Origin of the sequence: Pantoea eucrina (genome assembly GCF_001691555.1) — a bacterium.
Taxonomy (GTDB): Bacteria; Pseudomonadota; Gammaproteobacteria; order Enterobacterales; family Enterobacteriaceae; genus Pantoea; species Pantoea borealis.
In genome coordinates this window covers 838,878-863,556 of record NZ_MAYN01000008.1, presented here as the reverse complement: position 1 = coordinate 863,556, position 24,679 = coordinate 838,878, and the positions used below count along the sequence as shown (strand labels likewise).

25 protein-coding genes and 2 tRNA genes are annotated in these 24,679 nt (G+C 56.3%); 10 read left to right on the top strand and 17 right to left on the bottom strand.

The genetic code is table 11. The features are described 5' to 3' along the window. Positions 1-81 precede the first annotated feature (81 nt). Positions 82-1,788 carry a methyl-accepting chemotaxis protein gene (locus BBA90_RS10085; protein ID WP_065649009.1) on the top strand — a complete coding sequence of 569 codons (1,707 nt, stop codon included), beginning with the start codon at positions 82-84 and terminating at the stop codon, positions 1,786-1,788. A gap of 49 nt (positions 1,789-1,837) precedes the next feature. Here the strand turns inward: BBA90_RS10085 and dsrB are convergent, their stop codons facing one another. Both dsrB and BBA90_RS10075 read right to left on the bottom strand, forming a co-directional pair. After that, on the bottom strand, positions 1,838-2,032 hold the full coding sequence (gene dsrB / locus BBA90_RS10080; protein WP_065649008.1) for a protein DsrB: 195 nt from the start codon (positions 2,030-2,032) through the stop codon (positions 1,838-1,840). A 65-nt stretch (positions 2,033-2,097) separates the two neighbouring features. Continuing rightward, positions 2,098-2,256 (bottom strand): YqaE/Pmp3 family membrane protein, encoded by a 159-nt coding sequence (locus BBA90_RS10075; protein ID WP_039385165.1) that lies wholly within the window; start codon positions 2,254-2,256, stop codon positions 2,098-2,100. A gap of 308 nt (positions 2,257-2,564) precedes the next feature. Between BBA90_RS10075 and BBA90_RS19315 the strand changes: the two genes are divergently transcribed. From BBA90_RS19315 to BBA90_RS10065, 3 genes are all read left to right on the top strand, one after another. After that, entirely contained in the window at positions 2,565-2,741 is a 177-nt protein-coding gene (locus BBA90_RS19315) for a hypothetical protein (protein WP_167350668.1), read from the top strand. A 353-nt stretch (positions 2,742-3,094) separates the two neighbouring features. After that, a complete protein-coding gene (locus BBA90_RS10070) occupies positions 3,095-3,895 on the top strand; it encodes a mannosyl-3-phosphoglycerate phosphatase-related protein (RefSeq protein WP_065649007.1) in 801 nt (266 codons plus the stop codon). 15 nt (positions 3,896-3,910) lie between these two features. Beyond that, entirely contained in the window at positions 3,911-5,131 is a 1,221-nt protein-coding gene (locus tag BBA90_RS10065; RefSeq protein ID WP_065649006.1) for a glycosyl transferase, read from the top strand. 35 nt (positions 5,132-5,166) lie between these two features. Here the strand turns inward: BBA90_RS10065 and BBA90_RS10060 are convergent, their stop codons facing one another. From BBA90_RS10060 to BBA90_RS10045, 5 genes are all read right to left on the bottom strand, one after another. Then, complete coding sequence (locus BBA90_RS10060; protein ID WP_065649005.1) at positions 5,167-5,346, bottom strand: YodC family protein; 180 nt, start codon at positions 5,344-5,346, stop codon at positions 5,167-5,169. Between the two features lie 179 nt (positions 5,347-5,525). Further along, positions 5,526-5,660, bottom strand: coding sequence for a hypothetical protein (locus BBA90_RS19585; protein WP_255402073.1), 135 nt, complete (start codon positions 5,658-5,660; stop codon positions 5,526-5,528). Positions 5,661-5,751: 91 nt separating this feature from the next. After that, positions 5,752-6,663: a DUF808 domain-containing protein gene (locus BBA90_RS10055; protein ID WP_065649004.1), complete on the bottom strand. Its 912-nt coding sequence runs from the start codon at positions 6,661-6,663 to the stop codon at positions 5,752-5,754. Between the two features lie 20 nt (positions 6,664-6,683). Beyond that, positions 6,684-6,950: a hypothetical protein gene (locus BBA90_RS10050; protein ID WP_039385177.1), complete on the bottom strand. Its 267-nt coding sequence runs from the start codon at positions 6,948-6,950 to the stop codon at positions 6,684-6,686. Between the two features lie 70 nt (positions 6,951-7,020). Next, positions 7,021-7,497: a very short patch repair endonuclease gene (locus BBA90_RS10045; RefSeq protein ID WP_065649003.1), complete on the bottom strand. Its 477-nt coding sequence runs from the start codon at positions 7,495-7,497 to the stop codon at positions 7,021-7,023. Positions 7,498-7,684: 187 nt separating this feature from the next. Here BBA90_RS10045 and dcm point away from each other — a divergent pair, with 187 nt between their 5' ends. Continuing rightward, on the top strand, positions 7,685-9,097 hold the full coding sequence (dcm, locus tag BBA90_RS10040) for a DNA (cytosine-5-)-methyltransferase (RefSeq protein WP_065649002.1): 1,413 nt from the start codon (positions 7,685-7,687) through the stop codon (positions 9,095-9,097). Positions 9,098-9,146: 49 nt separating this feature from the next. Here the strand turns inward: dcm and BBA90_RS10035 are convergent, their stop codons facing one another. Both BBA90_RS10035 and BBA90_RS10030 read right to left on the bottom strand, forming a co-directional pair. Beyond that, positions 9,147-9,401 carry a ribbon-helix-helix protein, CopG family gene (locus BBA90_RS10035; protein ID WP_065649001.1) on the bottom strand — a complete coding sequence of 85 codons (255 nt, stop codon included), beginning with the start codon at positions 9,399-9,401 and terminating at the stop codon, positions 9,147-9,149. A 72-nt stretch (positions 9,402-9,473) separates the two neighbouring features. Beyond that, positions 9,474-10,178, bottom strand: a complete 705-nt coding sequence (locus BBA90_RS10030) for a phosphohydrolase (RefSeq protein WP_065649000.1) — start codon at positions 10,176-10,178, stop codon at positions 9,474-9,476. 585 nt (positions 10,179-10,763) lie between these two features. Here BBA90_RS10030 and BBA90_RS10025 point away from each other — a divergent pair. The 3 genes from BBA90_RS10025 to BBA90_RS10015 all read left to right on the top strand — a co-directional run bounded on the left by BBA90_RS10025 (position 10,764) and on the right by BBA90_RS10015 (position 12,595). Further along, positions 10,764-11,444, top strand: a complete 681-nt coding sequence (locus tag BBA90_RS10025; protein WP_065648999.1) for a hypothetical protein — start codon at positions 10,764-10,766, stop codon at positions 11,442-11,444. Between the two features lie 195 nt (positions 11,445-11,639). Continuing rightward, entirely contained in the window at positions 11,640-12,416 is a 777-nt protein-coding gene (mtfA, locus tag BBA90_RS10020; protein ID WP_065648998.1) for a DgsA anti-repressor MtfA, read from the top strand. A gap of 103 nt (positions 12,417-12,519) precedes the next feature. Next, positions 12,520-12,595 (top strand) — tRNA-Asn (locus tag BBA90_RS10015). Between the two features lie 58 nt (positions 12,596-12,653). Here the strand turns inward: BBA90_RS10015 and BBA90_RS10010 are convergent. Beyond that, positions 12,654-13,511: a glucose 1-dehydrogenase gene (locus tag BBA90_RS10010; protein ID WP_065648997.1), complete on the bottom strand. Its 858-nt coding sequence runs from the start codon at positions 13,509-13,511 to the stop codon at positions 12,654-12,656. Positions 13,512-13,806: 295 nt separating this feature from the next. Here BBA90_RS10010 and BBA90_RS10005 point away from each other — a divergent pair. Further along, positions 13,807-13,882, top strand: a tRNA-Asn gene (locus BBA90_RS10005). A gap of 68 nt (positions 13,883-13,950) precedes the next feature. On the opposite strand, the gene BBA90_RS10000 is transcribed toward BBA90_RS10005, so the two are convergent. Beyond that, on the bottom strand, positions 13,951-15,078 hold the full coding sequence (locus tag BBA90_RS10000; RefSeq protein ID WP_276203846.1) for a hybrid-cluster NAD(P)-dependent oxidoreductase: 1,128 nt from the start codon (positions 15,076-15,078) through the stop codon (positions 13,951-13,953). 366 nt (positions 15,079-15,444) lie between these two features. On the opposite strand from BBA90_RS10000, the gene BBA90_RS09995 reads away from it, so the two are divergent. Next, positions 15,445-16,710, top strand: coding sequence for an aromatic ring-hydroxylating oxygenase subunit alpha (locus BBA90_RS09995; RefSeq protein ID WP_065648996.1), 1,266 nt, complete (start codon positions 15,445-15,447; stop codon positions 16,708-16,710). 67 nt (positions 16,711-16,777) lie between these two features. Here BBA90_RS09995 and BBA90_RS09990 read toward each other — a convergent pair whose 3' ends face one another. The 6 genes from BBA90_RS09990 to BBA90_RS09965 form a co-directional block, all read right to left on the bottom strand. Beyond that, the gene (locus tag BBA90_RS09990; RefSeq protein ID WP_065648995.1) at positions 16,778-17,569 is read right to left on the bottom strand and encodes an electron transfer flavoprotein subunit beta; all 792 of its coding nucleotides are present in this window, start codon (positions 17,567-17,569) and stop codon (positions 16,778-16,780) included. Further along, positions 17,559-18,797 carry an electron transfer flavoprotein subunit alpha/FixB family protein gene (locus tag BBA90_RS09985; RefSeq protein WP_065648994.1) on the bottom strand — a complete coding sequence of 413 codons (1,239 nt, stop codon included), beginning with the start codon at positions 18,795-18,797 and terminating at the stop codon, positions 17,559-17,561. Before BBA90_RS09985 ends, BBA90_RS09990 begins: the two co-directional genes overlap by 11 nt. After that, on the bottom strand, positions 18,797-20,755 hold the full coding sequence (locus tag BBA90_RS09980; protein ID WP_065648993.1) for a (Fe-S)-binding protein: 1,959 nt from the start codon (positions 20,753-20,755) through the stop codon (positions 18,797-18,799). Before BBA90_RS09980 ends, BBA90_RS09985 begins: the two co-directional genes overlap by 1 nt. Before the next feature lie 87 nt (positions 20,756-20,842). Beyond that, on the bottom strand, positions 20,843-22,906 hold the full coding sequence (gene dgcA / locus BBA90_RS09975; RefSeq protein WP_065648992.1) for a dimethylglycine demethylation protein DgcA: 2,064 nt from the start codon (positions 22,904-22,906) through the stop codon (positions 20,843-20,845). A 92-nt stretch (positions 22,907-22,998) separates the two neighbouring features. Further along, complete coding sequence (locus BBA90_RS09970; protein ID WP_065648991.1) at positions 22,999-23,526, bottom strand: 4-vinyl reductase; 528 nt, start codon at positions 23,524-23,526, stop codon at positions 22,999-23,001. 37 nt (positions 23,527-23,563) lie between these two features. Continuing rightward, positions 23,564-24,541, bottom strand: a complete 978-nt coding sequence (locus BBA90_RS09965) for a dipeptidase (RefSeq protein ID WP_065648990.1) — start codon at positions 24,539-24,541, stop codon at positions 23,564-23,566. Between the last annotated feature and the right edge of the window lie 138 nt (positions 24,542-24,679).

Genomic DNA, 24,679 nt, shown 5'->3' with positions numbered 1-24,679 from the left:
GATCTCATATTCTCATCTAAGTCTTTACCCCGCCCTGCCGATGTTTGTTTTCAGAACCCTTACCACTATGAGAGCAAGGAAATGAAAACAGCATCGATCGATGTAGATAATAAGCTCAGCCTCTGGCAAAACCTGCGCCTGATGCCACTGTTCAGCGTAATATTCGGCGGCATTTTGCTGCTTTTTGCCCTGTGTATTGGTCTTGCCAGTTATTTTCTGATCCAGAGTAACAACTCGCTGAACGACGCAACGGAAGAGATTCAGGTGCGCATGGGGATATCCAACAGCTCTAATCACCTGCGCACCGCCCGACTTAATATATTGCAGGCAGGCGCGGCAACGCGTATTGGCGAGATGGAGAGTTACCGCGCCGATCTGGCGCGGACGGAAACCCGTATTAAACAGGCACGCGAAGGATTTACGCTTTATATGGCGCGTGATGTCAAAACGCCCGCCGATCTGGCACTGGACGCGCCGCTGACTGCCAGCTTCAATCAATATATTGAGAAAGGCGTGAAGCCGATGATTGAATCGGCGCGTCAGGGCAGCTTTGAAGGCATTGTGGCGCAGGAGACCGATGTGACCCGCAAGCTGGATGATGCGTATAACGCGCTGCTGCTGAAGGCCATTAAAATCCGCACCGAACGAGCCGAGATGATTAACGCCCAGGCGGCGCACCAGGCACGCCTTGGTTTTATCGCCATGGCAGCGGCATTTACAGCGGCTTTAGTGCTGGTTGTGCTGACCTTTATCTTTCTGCGTCGCATCATTATTAATCCACTGCGCCAGTCGGTCGTCCGCATTGAGCGTATTGCCCGGGGCGATTTGACCGCCGCCGATGTGCCGTGCGGGCGTAACGAAATCGGCATGCTGCTGCATAATCTGCAGCTGATGCAGGCCGCGCTGGTACGCACCGTGGGCAGCGTGCGTGAAGGGGCGGAGGCGATTTATCAGGGAACCAGTGAAATTTCCGCCGGCAACACCGACCTCTCCTCCCGTACCGAGCAGCAGGCTTCAGCGCTGGAACAGACCGCCGCCAGTATGGAGCAGCTCACTGCCACCGTGAAGCAGAATGCGGAAAACGCCCATCACGCCAGTCAGCTGGCAGCTGACGCTTCTGACAAAGCGCGCAACGGCGGCGATCTGGTCGGCGGCGTAGTGAAAACCATGAACAATATCTCCGGTAGCTCGAAAAAGATTGCCGAAATCACCAGCGTTATTAACAGCATTGCTTTTCAGACGAATATCCTGGCGCTTAATGCCGCCGTAGAAGCCGCACGGGCGGGTGAACAGGGTCGCGGCTTCGCCGTGGTCGCCAGCGAAGTACGCAGTCTGGCGCAGCGCAGCGCTCAGGCGGCGAAAGAGATCGAGACGCTGATTGCCGAGTCGGTGGCGCTGATTAGCAACGGATCGCATCAGGTGGGCGAAGCGGGAACAACCATGAGTGACATTGTTGAAGCCGTACGGCGCGTCACCGATATCATGGCAGAAATTGCGGCAGCGTCAGATGAGCAGAGTCGCGGTATTCAGCAGGTTAGCCTGGCGGTTACAGAGATGGACAATGTGACGCAGCAAAACGCCTCACTGGTTGAAGAAGCCTCCTCTGCAGCGGCCTCGCTGGAAGATCAGGCGGGTAAACTGACGCAGGCGGTGGCCGCATTCCGCCTCAGCGATACGGGTTCCGCTATGATGAGAGGTGTGGCCCCCGTAAAAGCAGCACCTGCGGCTCAGCGCCCGGTACGTCCGGCACTGGCGGTATCAGGCAGCGATAACTGGGAGACCTTCTGACAGCAGGCGCCCCGCTGAATCGTCAGCCGGGGCGCGCTGTTTTATCTGTTCAGCTGCTGCAGGCAGGCTCAACAAAGACGCCTTCAGCATGGTCGCTTTCGTTGAAAAACCAGATGCCCAGCGGATAATCCTCCAGCGCGACCAGATACATAGTGCCTTCGTTAAACGGCTCCACCGCCAGTAGTTTACCGGCGCGGCGCGGGCCGCCATCTGTTTTCACCGTTACGCGTTCGCCAACCTGCATTGTGACCTCTCAGCTGCTGTTTTGCGCCAGTGTAACGTAAACAGGCCGCGAAATAGTGATCGCGATCAGCGACGGGCGATAACCCAGACAGCGTGAACGATGCCGGGAATATAGCCGCACAGCGTCAGCAGAATGTTCAGCCAGAACGCTCCGCCAAAGCCCACCTGCATAAATACGCCCAGCGGTGGCAGCAAAATAGCGATAATAATGCGCAGCAAATCCATACTAACTCCTTGTTATCAATAATAATCAGACAGCGTTAAGCATAGCTGCTTCTGGTAAAAACAGGAGCGACGGCAGGTAAAGAACTGTCAAAAGCCATATTTGCACGCTCTCAACGTCTTGCAACGAGATACCTGCCAGAAAAAATGCCGATCTTCTTTTCGCTGTACTCCCCCTCAGAGAAGCAACCAGCCTAAAAGTAACAACGCTTTTTGCCATACAGCGCAGGCTTTTTTTGCCTGTCGGGCTGCGCGCGTATGACGGAGCCGCACTATACTTATGGCTCACCCTGGCTTCCCGGAGTCCCCATATGCGTGCAGAAGAGACCCGCCCTCGCTTTCCCCCGGCAGGCAGTCCGGAGCAGAAAAAAGAGCGCGATACCGAATGGTTTGATTCATCCGCTAAAACCGTGGATCAGGCACGCTGCCTTTCTGAACAGTGTGAAGTGGATATACACGACTGCAGCTTCTGTGAAACGAATCGCTGAAATCGATTTCAAAAAAAACCCGGCTCAGGCCGGGTTAAATTTATCAATGAATTCGTTACACCAGGAAATGGTAATGCCGTTTCAGATTACGCTCACTGTGCATGAAGGCAACCAGCATTTATGCATATAAAGTGCAGAAATGTGCATATCACGTAGCGTTAAACCAGCCGGATGGCCGCCCCGCCTGCGCTTTTCGCTGCATAATTCACGTACCGTCAGCCTGACCTGCGCCGCGTTTTAAGATTATTCCTGGTTGTCGCGTTCAGCAAGCCGGAAAAACGTGCAATCTTCATAACGCTATTATACTGATTACTCTCTGCTTTACTCACATCTGTGGTGTAAGGAGTATGACGATGATTGACCCTGATTCCCCTCTGCTGGTAGTGACCGATCTGGATGGCTCGCTGCTGGATCACCACGATTATAACTGGGAAGCTGCCCGCCCGTGGCTGGAACACTTTGCTGCACGCCAGATCCCGGTGGTGCTCTGTTCCAGTAAAACCGCCGCAGAGATTATTCCGCTACAGAAGCGCCTGGGTATCAGCGGTGCGCCGTTTATCGCTGAAAATGGTGCCTGTATCAGCTTTGGTCAGGACGTTACGGTTAATGATGAGCCAGCCGCTGGCTATCTGGCGCTGTGCGACATTCTTGGTGCGCTGAAAGCGGAATTTCGCTTTACCGGCTTTCACGATCTCAGTGACAGCGACGTGGCGAGCTTTACCGGTCTGCCACTGAGCGAAGCCCGGTTAAGTCGTCTGCGTGATGCCTCGGAAGTGATTTTATGGCGCGACGAGAATGAGCAACTGGATGCGTTTCGCGCCGCGCTGGCCCGCCATCAGCTTGCGCTGACGCAGGGTGGTCGCTTCTGGCACGTGATGCCGGAAAACTGCGGCAAAGGGATAGCGCTGACGCAGCTGCAGCAGCAGCTGATGCAGCAGGATGGTGTACGCCGGATAACGCTGGGTCTGGGTGACGGCCCCAATGATATTCCGATGCTGGAACAGGCAGACTATGCGGTCATTATTAAAGGCTTCAGCAAGTCGCCGGTTGAACTCAGCCGTACCGACCGCGACCATATCTATCGCACAACGCAAACCGGACCGGAAGGCTGGTGCGAAGGCATAGATCATTTTCTGGCCCCCCATAAGCCGTAATCTGAGGATGAGACGATGAGTGATTTTTATCAGAATGGCGTGATTACGAATTTTCATAACCTCACCCATCGCCGTACAGAGTCGCTGGAAAAAGAGATGGTGCAGTTTGCCCGCCGGCGCAAAATGGGTCTGATTCTGCCGTCGCTGTTCTCCGAACTGGAGGGCCCGGCGCTGGATAATATTGTCAATGAACTGGCGCAGGTGCCTTACCTGGAAGAGATTGTGATTGGTCTCGACCGCGCCGATCGCGATCAGTTTCTGTTTGCCCGCGACTTCTTCTCACGCCTGCCACAGCGGCACCGTATCCTGTGGAATGATGGCCCGCGCCTGAAAGCTATCGATGCTGAACTGGATAAGGAGGGTCTGTCCCCCAGCCAGCCGGGCAAAGGACGCAACGTCTGGTTCTGTACCGGTTATACCCTGGCATCCGATCGCACCCAGTGCGTAGCGCTGCACGACTGCGACATTGTGACCTACGAACGCGGTATGCTGGCGCGCCTGCTCTATCCGCTGGCCAACCCTGCGTTTCAGTATGAATTTTGCAAAGGGTTTTATGCGCGCGTCGCGGACGGCAAGCTTAACGGCCGCGTTGGCCGTCTGCTGGTAGGACCCATGCTGCGTTCGCTGCAGCAGGTGTACGGTCACTCGGAGTATCTCGAGTACCTCAGCAGCTTTCGCTATCCCCTCTCCGGCGAGTTTGCCATGCGTACCCATGTGCTTAACGGCATTAAAATACCCGGCGACTGGGGACTGGAGATAGGCGTGCTGTCTGAGATCTACCGCAACTACACCACCCGCCAGAGCTGTCAGGTAGAGATTGCCGATCACTATGACCACAAGCATCAGCCGCTGGCCGAAGAGGATGGCACCGGGGGTCTGAAACGCATGAGCAGTGATATTGTGCAATCGCTGCTGCGTAAGCTGGCCACAATGGGTGTGCCGCTGACCAGCGACTCATTTCGCGTGCTGAAAGCGACTTACTACCGTAATGCACTGGATATGATGGAGATCTACCGGCATGAAGCGACAATGAACGGTCTGTCGTTCGATCAGCATAAGGAAGAGGCGGCGGTGGAGATGTTTACGCAGGCCATTCTTGACGCCGGTCAGTCGTTTATTGAACGTCCCAACGATAAGCCCTTTATTCCGAGCTGGAGTCGCGTTCAGTCGGCGTTCCCGGATATTCTGCAGCGGATTTATCAGGCGGTCGAAGAAGATAACGAGGGCAACGTGTAAGGCGATACGGGACGGTGAAACCGTCCCGGACAGATTCAGCTGGCAAGCCGGGATTCCGTCGTTATGTGACTCAGTTCATCACTACGGAATGCCTCACGACGCACGCTGTAGCCATCATACCAACGGCACTCTACCATTCCGCTGGCATAGCCGGTTACCACCATCGTGGGTCCGCCCTGTTTGTGCTGAACTTCATCACTCACTGCAAAGGTCATACCGCGCTCTCCCTTTTACCGTTGATTGAACGCTTAAAGGTATAGCAGCCGGGCAGACAATCTGCCTATAGGATAATGTTATTAATGTGATAAAAGAGGAATAAGCAGTGCAAAATCTTGTTCATAAACAAAGCCGGTAATGTTTATTACCGGCTTTGAAATTTTTTTAACTGCCGCAATCAGATTTTGCAGCCTTCACACTCAGCATCGTCACTGAGTTCAGCGGGTACTTCGCTGGCTTTTTCCGCCGCTTTCGCTTCAGCCTGTTCCAGCTGGGCATCGATATCAAATTCAAACATATCGTCGTTCATCATCACTCTCCTGAAAATTAGTGTGCCGCGCGTTATATCGCATTGTCAGAGATAAGCGGTAAGCGGCTTGTGCGCCGCTTGCCGCACAGGCCTTTTATGCCGACTTACCGCGCACTTTGGCAATCAGGTTAACCACCAGCAGCACAACTGCGCCGACAATAAACCCGAGTACCAGATTGGCCCCGTTGCTCAGCAGGCTGGAGACCACGCCGTTAAAGCCGCTGCTGTATTCGCTGATAGCGTGATGCAGTGGCGTAATACCGTGCACAATGATGCCGCCACCCACCAGAAACATCGCCAGCGTGCCGACCACGGTAAGAATTTTCATCAGCCACGGCGCCATCGCCAGCAGAAAACCGCCTACCGCCTGCGCCAGTGCAGAGGACTTTTCCCGCAGCCAGTAGCCGAGGTCATCAATCTTCACAATCATCGCCACAATGCCATACACACCAATGGTGACCAGAATGGCAATACCGGCGAGGATCAGCACCTGGTTAAGCAGCGGCGCCTCTGAAACGATGCCCAGCGTAATGGCCACAATCTCTGCAGAAAGAATAAAGTCAGTGCGCACTGCGCCTTTGACCTTGCTCTTTTCGTAGGCGCGCGGATCCTGCTGTGCCAGATTGTCGAGCCGCTGCTGACGCGCCTCCGGGCTTTTTTCTTCTTTATCATGCTGCAGGCTGTGTAACACCTTTTCCACCCCTTCATAGCAGAGGTAGGCGCCGCCCAGCATCAGTAACGGCGTGATAAGCCAGGGGGCAAACGCGGAAATCACCAGCGCCAGCGGCACCAGGATCAGCTTGTTCAGAAATGAGCCCTTCGCCACGCCCCAGACCACCGGCAATTCGCGATTGGCTTTGACCCCGGTGACCTGCTGCGCATTAAGCGATAAATCGTCGCCCAGCACGCCAGCGGTTTTTTTTGCGGCAACCTTGCCCATGACTGAAATGTCATCCAGCAGCGTTGCGATATCATCCAGAAGCGTAAGTAAACTGGTTCCTGCCAAAATGGTAATCCTTATTCCGGTTAGTGTTCCTGACAACAGGGGCAGCGCTCAACCCATGTCACCGACATGTCGGCGATGCCCTCACAGTCCCATTCAACGCGTAGCGTTTTTCCCTGCGTATCCGCTGCATGCAGATATTTGCTTACCGGACTCTCGGTCATGCCGCTGATCTCTTCCGTGGCAATCAGCCGATCGTCCAGCCAGATGCGTGCCGTGGCCTGTGTCGCCACCAGCCGCTCGTCGCGCAGCTGATAGAGCCGTCTGACCGTCAGTTTGATACTGCTCATGGTAGTGCTCCGCGTCCCAGAGAAAAACGTGATCTAAACGGTTATTGCCGCGAAAAGCAATCATCGCCGGCTAGACGGGCCGGTAATGATGCAATCCCTGGTGATCCAGCTCAGCGCTCTGCCCGGCAGCCAGCAGCCACTCCTCAAGACGCTCAATCAGCTGACCGTCGTCCAGCCGCAGCTTACCGCGCAGCGCGCACTCCCAGACAATCAGCACCTTCCATCCGGTTTCCTGCAGCTGCTGCACATAGCGTCTGTCACGTTCAACGTTACTGTTGATTTTACCGTTCCAGAAGCCGGTGCGCGTGGCAGGCATTTTGAACAGATAGCAGTGATGGCGATGCCAGAAACAGCCGTGCACAAAAATAATTGCCTGCTGCTCAGGCAGCACGAAATCGGGCCGTCCCGGCAGCGCTTTATCCTGCACGCGAAAGCTGAAGCCGCGATCTTTCAGTATCGCGGCCACGCGTTGTTCAATCGCCGTATCCTGATTACGGATCGCGCGCATATTTTTACTGCGGATCGCTTGTGAGTGCACGTCAGCCATGCCGTTTCCTTTTCCTGCGGGCTTATTCAACTTTAGCGTTTTACGGCAAAAGCGAAAGCGGCAGCGTGAAAGAGTGCGGCACGCCACGCAGCGCACGCCAAGACACGACACGACACGACACGACACGCTAATTTCAACCCTGGCAGATGAGTGGTAGCATAGCCGCTCAACTGTTAAGGAAAAACGCATGCTCGTTCCCGATCCCGCCGCACCGGCTACCCCCTCTTTGTTAACCGCTGCGCAGGATGACTTAGCGCTGTTACTGCAGGTACTCGATATCTACGCAGCGCGCGATGTGATGCAGACCCTCAACGCCGCCGGCACAGGTCACTGGAGCATGGCGAAGCTGAACCGCCTGCGCAGTGGCAAAGGCACATCGGCCACGCTTCTGCCGTCTGAGATCGCCAGCCTGCGCGCCCTGCTGCCCTCACGACCGGACCACTATGACAGGCCCGCCTTCCAGTTTATCGATCTCTTTGCCGGTATTGGCGGCATCCGGCGCGGCTTTGAGCAGGCCGGCGGCGAGTGCGTTTTTACCAGCGAATGGAATAAAGAGGCGGTCCGCACGTATAAAGCGAATCACTACTGCGATCCGCTGCGCCACCAGTTTAATACGGATATCCGTCTTGTGACGCAGCCAGCCGGCCTCACTGAAGAGGCGGCTATTTATCAGCATATCGATCGCGCTATCCCCGATCATCAGGTGCTGCTGGCCGGCTTTCCCTGTCAGCCTTTTTCGCTGGCGGGGGTCAGTAAAAAGAACGCCCTCGGTCGGGCGCACGGGTTTGAATGTGAGGCGCAGGGCACGCTGTTTTTCGACGTGGCGCGCATTCTCGCGGCTAAAAAACCGGCGTTTTTTGTGCTGGAAAATGTCAAAAACCTGAAGAGTCACGATAAGGGCCGCACCTTCGCCATTATTATGGCCACGCTGGATGAGCTGGGTTATGACGTGGCGGATGCTGACGATAAAGGCACGCCGGACGCTAAAGTGATCGACGCGCGCTATTTTCTGCCGCAGCACCGTGAACGTATTGTCCTGGTCGGTATCCGGCGCGACAGCGGCGTTAATCAGCCCTTTTCACTGCGCGCTCTGCCGGCACTCTATCCGCCACAGGTGCCGCCACTGCAGAGCCTGCTGGACGCGGATCCGGGCGAAAAATATACCCTCTCCCCCACGCTCTGGCACTACCTGTACCGCTATGCACAAAAGCATAAGGCGAAAGGCAATGGCTTTGGCTATGGTCTGAACGACCCGCAGGATCCGCACTGCTGCGTGCGCACGCTTTCAGCGCGCTACTATAAAGATGGCTCGGAGATCCTGATCGATCGCGGCTGGGATCGCGCGCTGGGTGAGCAGAACTTTACCGCTGCTGAAAACATGGCACGCCGCCCGCGCCGGCTGAGCCCGCGCGAGTGCGCGCGCCTGATGGGATTTGAAGCGCCGGGCGAAGCGACGTTTCGCATCCCGGTCTCTGATACGCAGGCCTATCGTCAGTTTGGCAATTCCGTGGTAGTGCCGGTATTTGCTGCGGTCGCGAAATTGCTGCTGCCGCTGATTGAACAGTACAGGCTGAACCCGTCAGATCGGGCTGCTGGCTGATAATGCATCAGAAAGCACTTACCCGCCGGACGGCGGGTGAGTGCAAACATTACTTCTTCTTCTTGCTCTTTTTCAGCAGCGCCCGGATTTGACGCAGCTCCGTGGCGCTTAACCGATCGTCCGGCGTCTCGTCGGAGTGCAGATTATCTGCCGCTGTCTCCTGCTGCGGGGCACTCTGCAGGCTCGCCTGCAATCGGCTGATAATCTCCTGACTCATTGAAACCTGATTATCAGCGGCCAGCTGCTTAATCTCCTCTTTCAGCGCCGGGTCAATTTTTATCGTAATGTTCACGGTTTCAGTCATTTCCATACTCCCTGCTATTTTTTTCACAAACGTAACGGAAGATGACGTGAGTTAACAGTCTGTCACAAAAATTTAATATTCCTGTAACGTGCAACAAAAGTCGCGCAGTACGGATTCATCAACCCCGGCTAAATTACCCTGCAGTTCAGCACAGAGTTTGGCCATGTAGTGCACCAGAAAATCCGCGTTGTATTCTGCCAGACGGCGTCCTGCTGCCGTTTGCATGGTATCGGGCAGGCGCAGCAGCTTTTTCTGAAAATGATCCAGCGTCCACTTCACATCATCGAGTTCGCGATCGCGGCCCAGCGGATCGTCACTGTCAAACAGTGGCCGGCCCAGTGCGCCAGCGGTATAGAACACGCGTGCCAGCCCGATAGCCCCCAACGACTCCAGCCGATCGGCATCCTGCACAATTTTTGCTTCCGCTGTCAGCGGCGTAATTGCGGCACTGAAACTGTGCGCCTGCACGGCGTGCGCCACGCTATCCATAAGCTCAGCGGGAAAATCGGGGAAATCCTGCTGCAGAATACGGCGCGTCTCTTCAGCGGCAAAAGTCGAGGCGAGATGACGCTGCGGATGGTTCTTTGGCAGATTAACCACATCGTGAAAATAGCTGGCGGTCAGCACCACCATGGCATCGGCGGGCGTCTCCTGCATAATGCGCGCTGCGCTCATCCAGACCCGACGCAAATGCCCCACATCATGCGCCTTATCCTCATGCTGCCAGTTCAGCCGCAGCCAGTGTTCATAGCGTTGTTGCCAGTGTGTAATGGACATGATGCTTCTCCTGTTATGGCATGTGATGCGCGGCGGGAGCCACACAGGCTCACCTGCTATCTTAGCGGGCAGGTCATGACACTTTTCTTACAGCATTTTCAGGGTGGGAGGAAAAATTTTGCGATCCTGATCATGTTATAGCGTTGTTAAGCGCGCTTTCCCAGTGGCCTTTTTGTTTTCAGTTTTTCCTTATGCCGTCCGGCTGTCGCTAAATATGGTTAACACAGTTTATGTATCTCGCTTAACTGCGATGCCGGCTTAGTGTAAATTTCAGGGGCCAGCCATCGCTGACTGCCAGCCAGTTATTAGCGGAGAAAAAGGTGAAATAGTCTGAAAATATTTCTATTTTGGCCGTTATAACGTACTGTATAGGGGAAATTTCCGCATTTCGCCGATGTGTTAAGCGATCTGCACCCCACTTTTTGCCTGGATGTTTTTTTAATACCGGAACAGGAAGAGGATGCCTGATTATCAGGTGACAAATTATTAAGCAAATTTGTTTGAAACCTTTATGCTAATGTTCTCATCCTGTACAGGATGTACCGTTAACGCTTTCCGGGTTCGTGATATAACAAGAGGTAAAAAATGAAAGAACGGCCGATTCTTTTTTCCGAACAGCGGGTTCGCGCCCTGCTGGTTGGCCAGCAAACACAGACCCGACGCATTATGAAGACGCAGGCATTTGGTCCAGGACAGGACCACCATGAAGGCGTTCATGCGTTTGATGTCAGTGCAAATCATCTTCACGGCTACAAACTGATGTCGATGTCCGATATCAGTGCGCACTGTCCGTTCGGACAGGTTGGCGATCGTCTGTGGGTGCGTGAGACCTGGCGCGGCCCGATCGTACCGGAAGCGCAGCTGGCTGAGTACGATCGCGATCCCCAGCTATTTCGCCATCCCGATTACTGCCAGTATCGTGCTGACAGCAATGAATTTGGTCAGCTGGAAGACGATCTGCAGGACGCAGAGCAGTTTGGCTGGCAGACGGCAATCCACATGCCACGCTGGGCAAGCCGCATCGATCTGACCATCACCGCGATTCGGGCTGAAAAGATTCAGGATATCAGCGAGGATGACATCATGGCAGAGGGCGTTCAGACTGACTCACACTTCCTGAACAACTTCTTTACCATGAATATGAATTCAGAATCGCCCAAAGAGGCGTACCGCAAGGCGTGGCAAAAGCAGTATGGTGCAACCAGCTGGGAAGTTAATCCCTGGGTCTGGGTCATTGCATTCGAACGCGTTGCCCGCGAAAGCTGATCGCCGTAAAACCGCGCCCTGCGCCTCTTCTCTCTGCCGGAAGAGGCGCTTACGCTCTCCCCCCGCTTATTTTGCTTTTCACTTTGCAAGCGCAATCACAGACTCCGTTCCCGCTAACAGGTTGAATAATGGGTTTGACGTCTGGCACATTCTGCCCCGTCAGCACCCTTTTTCTCCTTTCATACAGGCGCTGCGATGTTTAAATGGTCCCGGAACGCCCCTAAGTCCGATGCTGCCGCTGAGCTACCCTGGACGCAGGCGCTGCGACAGCCTGTTTTTTCACTGCTTAATCACGACGAACACGCCATGCTGATCGGTATGGCGCAGCGTTTTTTGCAGCAGAAAAAATTTGTGCTGCTGCAGGGCACTGAAATGGATGCGCTACACAGCGCCCGTCTGGCGCTGCTGTTTTGTCTGCCGGTACTGAAGCTGGGGCTGGAGTGGCTGGATGGTTTTCACGACGTGCTCATCTATCCTGAGCCGTTTGAGGTTGATGACCGCTGGGAAGATGAGAGCGGCCTGGTGCATCAGGCGCCCGCGGTACACGCCGGGCAGAGCTGGACACAGGGACCTGTGGTGCTCAACGCGCTGGATATTCTCGACGCGTTTGATCTTTCAGGCTATAACCTGGTGATCCACGAAGTAGCGCACAAGCTGGATGCGCGCAGCAGCGGTTACACCAGCGGCATTCCCGCCATCCCGCTGCGCGAGGTTGCGGCATGGGAGAAAGATTTGCTGCAGGTTATGCATGAAATTGAAGACGAAGTGGCGCTCACCGGTGAAGAGGCGGCAACGTTTGATCCTTATGCCGCCAGCGATCCGGCCGAATGTTTTGCTGTGCTGTCAGAATATTTTTTTACTGCACCTGACCTCCTCCGGCAGCGCTTCCCGGACATGTATCGTCATCTGCAGCTGTTTTACCGTCAGGATCCGGCTACCCGGCTCACCGCGCTGACAGCGGAATCTGCCTGATCCCTGTGCGGGTTGTATCTTTGCTAGCCAGTTGAATGCAATTGTGTTTTAAGCGGTTGACAGGCTCGCCCGGGGCCACTACTATTCGCCTCGTTCACACGATTCCTCTGTAGTTCAGTCGGTAGAACGGCGGACTGTTAATCCGTATGTCACTGGTTCGAGTCCAGTCAGAGGAGCCAGAATCAGAAAAGCCCGCTCAGGGAAACCTGAGCGGGCTTTTTGCTGTCTGCGCCGGCGTTAAATCACCGCCACCCCGCCGGTTACGGCAATGGTTGCCCCCGAGATATAGCTGGCTTCGTCGCTGGCCAGCATGACATAAGCAGAAGCCAGTTCAGCAGGCTGCCCCATACGCTGCAGCGGCACCTGGCTGCCAAAACTTTCAACCTGCTGCTGCGGCATGGTGGCCGGGATGAGCGGCGTCCAGATAGGCCCCGGTGCGACCGCATTGGCACGAATGCCTTTATCCGCCAGCAGCGCGGCAAGGCTGCCGGAGAAGTTAATGATGGCGGCTTTGGTGGCCGAGTAGGCAATCAGCTTTGGTTTCGGCTGATCGGCGTTGACTGACGCGGTGTTAATAATGGAACTGCCGGCTGGCATATGCGCTACCGCGGCTTTGCAGATATAGAACATCGCATAGAGATTGGTTTTCATCGTGCGGTCAAACTCGTCATCATCAATCTCATCCAGCGAGTCGCGCGTCATCTGGAAAGCGGCGTTATTGACCACAATATCAATTTTGCCAAACCGCTCTGCCGTCTGTGCCACGATGCTGCGGCAGTGCTCCGCCTGCATGATATCCCCCGCGATCAGCAGCGCCTGCTGCCCGGCAGCTTCCACCAGCTGTGCGGTATCTTTTGCATCTTCATGTTCATCCAGATAAGAGATGACCACATCGGCGCCTTCACGGGCGTAAGCGATAGCCACCGCACGGCCGATGCCGGAGTCGCCGCCGGTGATAATCGCCGTTTTCCCTTTCAGACGGCCGCTGCCCTGATAGCTGGTTTCGCCGTGATCGGGCACCGGCTGCATCTCCCGAAAACTGCCGGGCCACTGCTGCTGCTGCGCCTGCTGCGGATTTTGTGGGCGATCGGTCATAACGTGCTCCTTTGTCAGCGAAGAGATAATTTGGCTTAGGTGAACAGCATCAAGTGTAGCAGTCATAACCAGAATGCAAGCCAGTCTGATAAGCGTAACGGCCTGAGAGATAAGCCTATTCCGACATAACATGGCGGTTATGCGGACACATTATGTGCAAAAACATTGCGGCAGCAGGCGGCAGATGCAGAGGAAATCAGCAGGTTGCTGCAGGAAGCAGCAAACAACCGGCGAGCGGTAAATCACATTTTGACAGCCGCATAAGAGTTGATTATTATGCGCGCCGAAACACAATTCCTCTGTAGTTCAGTCGGTAGAACGGCGGACTGTTAATCCGTATGTCACTGGTTCGAGTCCAGTCAGAGGAGCCAGATTAAAAAAGCCAGATGTCAGCTGACATCTGGCTTTTTGCGTTTTGGCTGAAAGGCCGTGCTCCGGATTAGAACTCCACCACCACATTGCCTTTTGGCACGCTGCAGCAGGAGAGGATATAGCCCTCTTCGGCATCCTCGTCGGTGATGCCGCCGTTGTGGTTCATCTCAACCTCCCCTTCCAGACATTTCACCTTGCAGGTGCCGCAGATCCCCATGCCGCACGCTTTCGGGATATGCAGACCCAGCTTGGCAGCGGCGGCGTGGACCGTCTCGCCGGGCGCAATTTTCACGCTCTTGTCACTCTGCGTGAACGCCACGGTCAGCAGTTCTGAACTGCAGAGCGCATCGGCCAGCTCGGCCGCCTCTTCCGCCTCCTGCACCACCTGTTCCTGTACCACCTCCGGCGTGGCGCCAAACGACTCTTCATGATAATGCGTCATATCGTAGCCAACGCTTTCCAGAATCGCTTTCACCGCCCGCATATAAGGTGTCGGTCCGCAGCAGAAGATCTCCCGCTCCATAAAGTCAGGCGCAATCATCTGCATCATGGCATGGTTCAGGAAACCGCGAAAACCTGACCAGTATTGCCCTGATTCATAGCGTTCGCAAATGATGCTCAGTTTAAAATTGGGGATACGCGCCGTCATATTTTCCAGATCGCGGCGGAAAATAATATCTTCCGGCGTGCGGGCGCTGTGCACAAACACCATGTCCACGTCGGCGTTAGTGTCAAAATACCAGCGCGCCATCGACATCATCGGCGTAATGCCGACGCCACCTGAGAGAAACAGCGCCTTATCACCGGGGTAATCGATGCAGTTAAACTGCCCTACCGGGCCATGCACCGCCAGATCCATGCCTTCGCGCATATTCGCATGCAGCCAGTTGGAGACCACGCCGCCCGGCACCTGTTTCACCGTGATTGAAAAACTGTAGGGTACCGAAGGAGAACTGGAGATGGTGTAGGAGCGAAACACGGTCTGCTCCTCTATCGTCAGCTCCAGCGTGACAAACTGCCCGGGCTTAAAGAAGAACATCACCGGCTGCTCGGCCATAAAGCAGAAGGTTTTCACGTCCCAGGTTTCCTGTATGACTTTAACGCACCGCACCGCATGACGGCCATTGGTCCAGGTCTGCGTGGTGACAGGCTCAAAAGCATTGGTATTCAGTACCGTGATATTTCTCTCTGTCATACATTTCATTCCCATCAGGATTGGAGTGATCAATTGCCTGTATTGACGCATGGATAACCACAGGCTTTTGAGCCAGAAACTGCGATTCTCCGTGTAACCCTGTGACAGCATTTAGTTATACGCGACACGGAAATGCCTGAAAAACCCACATCGGCAGGAAATTCTGCGTACGCGTCTTTAACAGAGGGGATTTATGTCGCTGGCAGAACATTGACGGGTGCCTAACCGGTGCAGCATGGATTGCACATGTAATCCGTAGCGATCTTACGGGCTTCCAGCCAGGCGGAAGTCCGGTTTTGTTGATATCCGGCTGCGCCTGTCGGGCGCGAACCACTCCCTTTTCAACCGCGCGAGAAGAGCAACATTATGAGTCACAACGATCTGCTGAATATCACCTGTACAAGCCTTGTCGATGCGAGCGACCGTATGCAGGATCTGCTCGAAAAACGCCAGCCCAACTATTCACTGCCGCAGGCGCTTTATAATGACCCGACTCTGTTTCGCATTGATATGGAGGAGGTGTTTCAGAAAGAGTGGCTGTTTGCCGGTATGAGTAGCGAAATCCCGAAAAAGGGTGACTACTTTACGCTGGAGGTCGGACAGAACCCGGTGCTGGTTCTGCGCGATGCAGAAGGCAACATCAACGCGTTTCACAACACCTGTCGCCATCGCGGCTCGCGGCTCTGCTCACAGCAGCGCGGCAAGGTGGCGAATCTGGTCTGCCCCTACCACCAGTGGACATACGATTTAAAAGGCAACCTGCTGTTCGCCGGCTCAGAGATGAACCAGTCGTTTGACATGAAGCAGCACGGCCTGAAAAAAGCGCACTGCAAAACCGCGGGCGGATTTGTCTTTATCTGCCTGGCCGAGACGCCACCGGAGTCTGACTTCGATGAGTTTCTGGCCACGCTGGCAGAGTATATGGAACCTTATGATGTGGAGAACACCAAGCTGGCGGCAGAGTCCCACATGTATGAAAAAGCCAACTGGAAGCTGGTGCTGGAGAATAACCGCGAATGTTATCACTGCGCCGGCAGTCATCCGGAACTGCTGAACAGCCTGCTGGAGTGGGATGACACCAACGATCCACGCGCACCGCAAAGTTTTCACGACTACTACAACAAGCAGGCGGCGCTGTGGGATGAGCAGGGTATTCCGCATCGCCATCAGAGCTTCGGCCTGCGCAACCGGATTGTGCGTATGCCGCTGAAGGAAGGCACCAAAGTCATGACCATTGACGGTCGTGAGGGCTGCACCCGGCTGCTGGGTCGTTTCACCAGCCACTATCAGGGATCGATGCGTATTCTGCACCTGCCCAACTCATGGAACCATATGCAAAGCGATCACTTTATCGTGTTCCGCGTGCTGCCGATCTCCGCACAGGAGACGATGGTCACCACAAAATGGTTTGTGCATAAAGATGCGGTGGCGGGTGTCGATTACGATCCGGAACGTCTGCGCACCGTATGGGACGCAACCAATGAACAGGATCGCGTTCTGGGCGAAGAGAACCAGCGTGGCATCAACTCGATCGGCTATCAGCCTGGTCCCTATTCAGAAACCTATGAATTTGGCGTAATTAACTTTATCGACTGGTACAGTGAAACCGTGCTTAAAAACGTAAAAGGCTGATCTGATAACAGAAAACCCGGCTGGCGCAGTGAAACGCCAGCCGGGTTTTCATCGTTCAGAGAGGCGGTTAGCGGATCACGCCTTCCTCCAGCAGCAGATCAAAAACTGCCTGCGCCATCTCATTCGCCGGCTTATTCTGCAGCACTTTGCCGCCTTCGCTCTGTGATTTAGCCGTGGCTGCTTTAAAGCGATCCGCAGCTGTTTTAGCTTTCACTTTTTTCAGTCGCTTAGGCCGCTTACGCGCAGGCGCAATCTCCCAGGCTGCCATCGCCGCATCCGGTACCTCCCTGCCCGCAGCGGTGACAATCTCTGCACGGTTAGCCGGACCAAACGCGCTCTGGCGCGGCGCGGCGGCAGCCATGTCCACGCTGGCGATAAACGGGAGCGCAACCCGCAGCAGGCGCCGCTGGCCGCGCGGCAGCGCCTGTAACACTTCGGCGTCAGTGCCGTTCAGGCTGACTATCTCTGCCACACCCACCACCACCGGGATCTCCAGCGCTTCTGCCAGCAAAAAAGGCAGCATACCCGACGACTCGCCGCGCTCCGCCCGGCCGCCGGTGAGGATCACATCCGGGTGATCCTGTTTAAGATAATGACTCAGCACCGCTACCGCATCGCCCTGTTCTGTCATTGGCAGCACGCGCAGCGTCTCCACCCCCATGCCGGCGTAGCTGCGCAGCGCCACGTTGTGCGGATCGCCGGCGTGAAGCAGTTCCAGATCGCCGGAGGCCAGCGCCAGCCCCATTTCTACCGCACGCGCATCCTGTCCGGCGCGGCGGGCTCTGCCCGACTCCGGATGCAGTCCGACGGATATCAGTGCCGTAATACGGCACCCGCTGTGGTGTGCTTTATGCTGCATGGTTAAGTTCCTCATTACGCCAGGCGCGCGCCAGGCGCGCCAGCTCGGCCAGAATCGCATCGCTGTCGCCGATGACGCTCAGCGACGCGCGGCTGACCATATCGCAGCCGGGATCGGTATTAATGGCAATAACCCGATCGCACTGCGCAATCCCCTGCAGGTGCTGCACTGCGCCGGAGATGCCCACCGCCAGATAGACCCGCGCCGTCACCCAGGTGCCGGTAGCGCCGACCTGACGGAAACGCGGCATATGGCCATTATCAACGGCGACGCGGCTGGCGCCTTCGGTGGCCCCCAGAATCTCTGCGGTCGCATGGAACTGCGCCCAGTCGCCGACGCCGTTACCGGCAGACAAAATAAACTCCGCTTCACCCAGCGGCACGGCTGCCGGATCAACCGGCATCAGACCACAGTCGGTGATGCGTGCGGCGCCAATACTCTGCAGCCCGACGCTCACCGGCAGCACTTCATGGCGGGTTTCATCCACGGGTTCAGCGCACTCTGCTGACAGCAGCATCACGCGCGCAACCGGACGAGTAATATCAGCACTGCCGCCTGCCGCCCGACTGATGCAGCGCTCGCCTTCTATGCGCCACACCTGCGTGGCGGGTCGTTCACCGCAGCGTGCGGCAAAACGACAGCCCAGCTCAAAGCCGGCAGCAATGCTATCCGGAAACAGCCAGAAGCGCGGTGTCAGTTCATTTTCTACCGCCATCAGCGCATGGATGCGCTGTTCCGGGTTATACCCCTCATAACGATCGCCGCTGAAATGCAGCAGCCGGTCAACGCCCGCAGTGGCAAAGCTCTCTTCACGGTGTTCACCAAATACCACGGCCATCACCACACCTGCTCCGCCGGCCTCACGCACCAGCTGATGCGCCTGTCCCAGCACGTCGCGATCGTGGCCGGTTAGCCGGCCACCGGTCATGTCCAGCACTACCGCCACGCAGTAATCCGGCTGCGCCACGCGGTGCAGCGGCAGCTCCGCAACGTGCGGTGTCCCGCTACTGCGCCGGCCGGAAAGCTGGGTAAATGCATTGACGTTCTCGCGATCGATTCGCTTCAGTCCATTTGGCCCGGTAAAGCCGACAGCGTGCGGATTCTTACGCAGCAGCCCGGACGGGCCACGGCTCTCCTGTACCGGCAGCATCAGCTCTGCATGCTGCGGATGCAGCCGGTTGCGGGCAATCCACTCAAGACGCGGATCGCGACGTACAGGGGTTTCCATCAGATCACCTCCACAGCAATTTGGCGCTCGCGCAGCTTCGCCGGCAGCGGCTTTTTCGGCTCGCTGAGGGCTTCAGCCACCAGTTCAGCTATATCTTTTACGTCCGGACGCGGTCCGACGACACCTTCCAGCATGGCGGTACACTGCTGACAGCCAACGGCAATCAGCTCTGCACCGGTCTGTTTTGCATCTTCCATACGCATGTCAGCAATACGCCGCTCTCCCGGAATATCAGTGATGGGCGCACCGCCGCCGCCGCCGCAGCAGCGTGAGCGAAAGCCGGAGCGGTCCATTTCGCTGAGTTTGATCCCCAGCTCTGCCAGCAGCTCACGCGGTGACGCATATTCACCGTTGTAGCGGCCGAGATAGCACGGGTCATGCCAGGTCACGCTGCCGCCTTTGTAATCTTTCAGATCCAGCAGCTGCGCCTTAACCAGCTCATTAATGAAGGTGGTGTGATGCAGCACCTCATAGTCAGGCTGCGTACCTGCCGGGTAAAAATCGGGATACTCATTTTTCAGGCAGTGAAAGGCGTGCGGATCGGTGGTTACGATGCGGTTAAAGCGATATTTTTGCAGCGTGGCAATATTGCTGCGGGCGAGCCGCTGAAACGTGGCGTCATCGCCGAGGCGTCGCGCAACGTCTCCGCTATCCAGCTCTTCATCACCCAGCACTGCAAAATTGACGCCGGCGGCCCTGAGCACCTTGACAAACGCGCGCAGAATACGCTGGCTGCGCATATCAAACGCCCCGTCTGAGACCCAGAACAGCACGTCAGCCTGCCCGACATCCTGCATCAGCGGCAGGTTCTGATCTGCTGACCAGTGCGTGCGGCTGCGCGGATTAAACCCGCCGGGATTATCCGTCTGGCTGAGATTATCCAGCACTTCAGCGCCTTTGCCGGGCGTCTGCCCCTTTTCCAGCGTCATAAAGCGGCGCATGTCCACAATCGCGTCGACGTGTTCAATCATCATCGGGCACTCCTCCACGCAGGCGCGGCAGGTGGTGCAGGACCAGAGCGTCTCTTCTTTGATCAGCCCCCCGACAATCGGCTGATGCGGCTGCCCGCACGCTTCCCCCACCGGCACGCCCGGATAGGGGCTGCCGGCAAAGCGCGCGTCGCTGCCGCCTGCCATCCCGATGACCATATCCTGAATCAGCTTTTTCGGATTCAGTGGCTGACCGGCCGCAAACGCCGGGCACATCGCTTCACATTTACCGCACTGTACGCAGGCGTCAAAGCCCAGCAGCTGGTTCCATTTGAAATCTGCCGGCTCGCCGACGCCAAGCTTTGCGGCTGTCAGATCAACCGGCTTCAGGCCCACAGAGCGACCGCCGCCAAAGCGGGCCGGACGGCGATGAAAGGCAAGATGCAGCGCACCGGCAAACGCGTGTTTCATCGGCCCGCCCCACGCCATGCCGAACAGCATTTCACCCAGCCCCCAGCAGATGCCCGCCAGCAGCAGTGCAGCCATGACCCAGCGCCCTGCCTCGCCAAAGAGATCGGAGACCGGCAGCGTGGTGATAAAGAACGTGGCTGCAAACACCAGCAGGCTTTTTGGCAGGCGCATCCACGGTCCGCGCGAAAGACGGGCCGGCGGATTGCGGCGGCGATACCAGATAAACAGCGCACCGCTAAACATCACCAGCAGCGCACCCGCCAGTACCCTATCCACCAGCGTGCCGCTGACGCCTGCCAGATGGACCATGAGGATCAGCAGCATCGACAGCACAAAGCCGCCGGCGGTTGCCACATGGCTACGTGACATATATTTGTCACGTGCGACCACGTGATGCAGGTCAACTAAATAGCGGCGGGGCATCGCCATCAGGCCGCTTAGCAGGGCAACCTGCTCCGGTTGTCCGCGCCGCCAGAGCAGAACGCGCCTGACCATACCCACGATGGCCAGGATCACCGCGCCAAGAAGTAACCAGGGGAGTATCCGATCAAGTACCATGATGTGCCCTTTCCAGACAATTTCTGTTAAATGCAGCGTGCGGTACCGCTTCCGGATACCGCACGCTTTGCGTCAGCGACGGCGAAACTACAGGTCCTTGCAGAGACGCAGCGCATCGTAGATCGCGGCGTGGACATTGCGCTGCGATACGCAGTCGCCAAGCCGCCACAGGATCATGCCGCTGCCCGCCTGTTCCAGCACCGGCTGGGGCCGGATATCAAACAGCGCTTCTACGTCAATCTGTCCCTTGTTACGCGATTCTGCTTTCAGCGCGTAGTAGAGTTCCTCATTGGGGCGGGTGCCGTTTTCCACGACGATCTGATCCACCACCCGCTCCTCTTTCTGCCCGGTATACTCATTCTCCAGCACTGCCACCAGCTTCTCGCCTTCGCGGTAGACCTTTTCCAGCGCCAGATCGGAGGTCATTACCACTGCTTTTTCATACAGGCTGCGGTAGTAAGTCGGGAAGGTGGTGCCGCCAATACCCACGCCGGGTTTGATATCGCCGGTCACCAGCTCCACCAGCGCACCGCGGGCAGCGAGGAAATCGGAGACGGACATACCGGAAAACTCACAGATAGAGTCATACACCAGTACGTTCTTGCCGGGCTCCACGACGCCGTTCAGCACGTCCCAGCTGGAGACCACCAGCCCTTCTGCCGCGCCCCATTCCGGGTTCTGCTCAAGGAAAGGCTCTCCGCCGGTTGCAAGAATGCAGACGTCGGGCGTGAGATCGCGGATCATCGCCATATCCGCCGTGGTGTCGGTCATTACCTTAACGCCAAGACGCTCAATCTCCATCGCTAACCAGCGCGTGATGCCGGCCATCTGATCGCGCTGTGGTGCTTTTGCTGCAATCGTAATCTGACCGCCCAGCTCGCTGGCACGTTCTATCAGCGTGACCTTATGCCCGCGCTCTGCCGCGACCCGTGCCGCTTCCAGCCCGCCCGGTCCGCCGCCAATCACCACGACGTTGCGCACCGGCCCTTCGGTTTTGGTGATGATATGTGGCAGCCCCATATATTCGCGCGAAGTGGCCGCGTTCTGAATGCACAGCACATCCAGCCCCATATATTGCCGATCGATGCAGTAGTTGGCGCCGACGCACTGGCGGATTTGATCCACCTGATTCATTTTGATCTTGGCGATCAGATGCGGATCGGCGATATGTGCACGCGTCATACCCACAAAGTCAACGTAGCCCGCTTCGAGAATACGCTGCGCCTGATTGGGATCTTTAATGTTCTGCGCGTGGATCACCGGCACCGTGACCACTTCTTTAATACCCGCCGCCAGGTGCAGGAACGGCTCAGGCGGATAGCTCATATTCGGAATAACGTTCGCCAGCGTGTTGTGGGTGTCGCAGCCGGAACCGACCACGCCAAAATAATCCACCATGCCGGTTTTATCGTAATAGGCGGCAATCTGCCGCATATCTTCATGGCTGAGGCCGTCGGGATGGAACTCATCACCGGTTATACGCATGCCGACAACGAAATCGGGTCCGACTGCGTCACGCACCGCTTTCAGTACCTCGATGCCAAAGCGCATCCGCTTTTCAAAACTCCCGCCCCACTCATCCGTGCGCTTATTGACACGCGGTGACCAGAACTGATCGATCATATGCTGATGCACGGCGGATAACTCTACGCCGTCGAGCCCCCCCGCTTTGGCACGCTGTGCCGCTTTCGCAAAGTCGCCAATGACGCGCCAGATCTCCTCTTCTTCGATGGTTTTGCAGGTGGCGCGGTGCACCGGCTCACGGATGCCGGAGGGTGACATCAGGTTAGGCCAGTTCTCGCCATCCCAGCGCGAACGCCGCCCCATATGAGAGATCTGGATCATGATTTTGCCGCCGTGCTGGTGCACGGCATCGGCGAGATTCTGGAAGTGCGGAATAATCCGGTCGGTACTCAGGTTAACCGAACTCCACCAGCTCTGCGGACTGTCGATCGAAACCACGCTTGAGCCACCGCAGATACAGAGCCCGCAGCCGCCTTTGGCTTTCTCTTCGTAATATCTCACATAGCGATCGGTGGTCATCCCGCCGTCAGTGGCATACACCTCGGCGTGAGCGGTGCTGACAATACGGTTACGGATAGTCAGTTTATTTATTTTTAATGGCTCAAACAGCAGATCAAACTGTGACATAGCTTCACCTTAATTCCGTTCTGATATCCGGCCCGCCAGCCTGCGGTTCAGTGGTAATGCGGGGGTACGCAGCCAGCGCTGCGTACCGGGTCTTATACTGGCGAAACGGTAAAAACACCGTACTCACATCCCTCTTCGGCGGCGCTCTGCGTCTGTACCGCCTGGGTTTTCACGCTGTAGCCGAGGCTCTGTGCAATCTGGTCCATCGCGCCGGCAAACCAGCCGGTAAACATGTAGTCCACCTTGCGGTTGACTTTGCCGTACTGGTAGACAAACGCAGAGTGATCGAGCCGGATACGCGCAGTGCCCTGTTTAAGATCCAGGGCTTCGGTAGAAAACAAGCCCCAGCCGCGCTGAGAAAGACGTTTCATGTAGTGCTCAAACACTGCATCGCCAGACAGGCCATGCAGTTCAGCCTCTTTTTCGCACCAGTGCCAGGCCGATTTATAGCCCGCTTTATACAGGATGGCGGCGTAGCGTTCTGCGCCAATTTCCTCTTCAATCCCCATATGGTTGTTCACAAAAAAGTGCCGGGGCACGTATAACATGGGTAACGCATCGGTGGTCCAGACGCCGGTTTCATCATCGACGCTGATCGGCATTTCAGGCGCATGTGCCATGGTTTACCTCGCTTATTCGTGTTAACAGGCCAGATGATCACTCGTGCCAGACATTTGCCAGCAGGTTGAGCCAGTTCTCACCCATAAATTTGCGCACCTGCTTCTCGGTAAAGCCGTGGCGCAGCAGTGCAGCCGTTAAATTCGGGAACTCACCCAGCGTGCGAATGCCTTCCGGGTTGATGATTTTGCCGAAGTCGGTGAGCTGACGGGCGTAGCCTTTATCGTGCGTCAGCCACTCGAAAAACGCCTGACCGTGGCCCTGCGTAAAGTCGGTGCCGATGCCGATCTGATCTTCCCCCACCAGATTGAAGATGTAGTCGATCGCTTCCACGTAGTCCTCAATCGTGGAGTGAATGCCATTCTTCAGGAACGGAGTAAACATGGTGACGCCCACAAATCCGCCGTGGTCCGCAATGAATTTCAGCTCTTCGTCAGACTTATTGCGCGGATGATCTTTCAGGCCAGACGGGAGACAGTGGGAATAACAGACCGGTTTTTTCGACGCCAGGATCACCTCTTTAGAGGTCTGCGCGCCTACATGAGAGAGATCGCACAGCATGCCGACGCGGTTCATCTCTGCCACGACTTCATGACCATAACCTGAGAGGCCGCCATCACGTTCATAGCAGCCGGTGCCCACCAGGTTCTGCGTGTTATAGGCCATCTGCACGACGCCGACGCCCAGCTCTTTAAACACCTGAATGTAGCCCAGCTGATCCTCAAACGCGTGCGCATTCTGGAAGCCCATCAGGATGCCGGTTTTGCCTTCATCCTTGGCGCGCCGGATATCGCGGGTGTTGGTCACTTTGGTGACCAGATCGGCGTTCTGCGCAATGAGGTTATTCATTTCCACGATATTATTCACCGTGCCCTGAAACCCTTCCCACACGGAGACCGTGCAGTTGGCAGCCGTCAGCCCGCCGCGGCGCATATCTTCAAACAGCTCTCTGTCCCATTTCGCAATCACCAGCCCATCGATGACAATCGCAGAATTATGCAATTCAGTAGCGTTCATATCTTCCTCTCTGGTTTGATTCATAACCGGGTGCGGCCGAATGAAAACAGAATAGGGTTTACGCTGCGGATGAATTGTTCTGAAAACGTCACTTGCCTGACAGCTGGCGCAGCCCGGAAAGGGAACAGGCGATTTAAA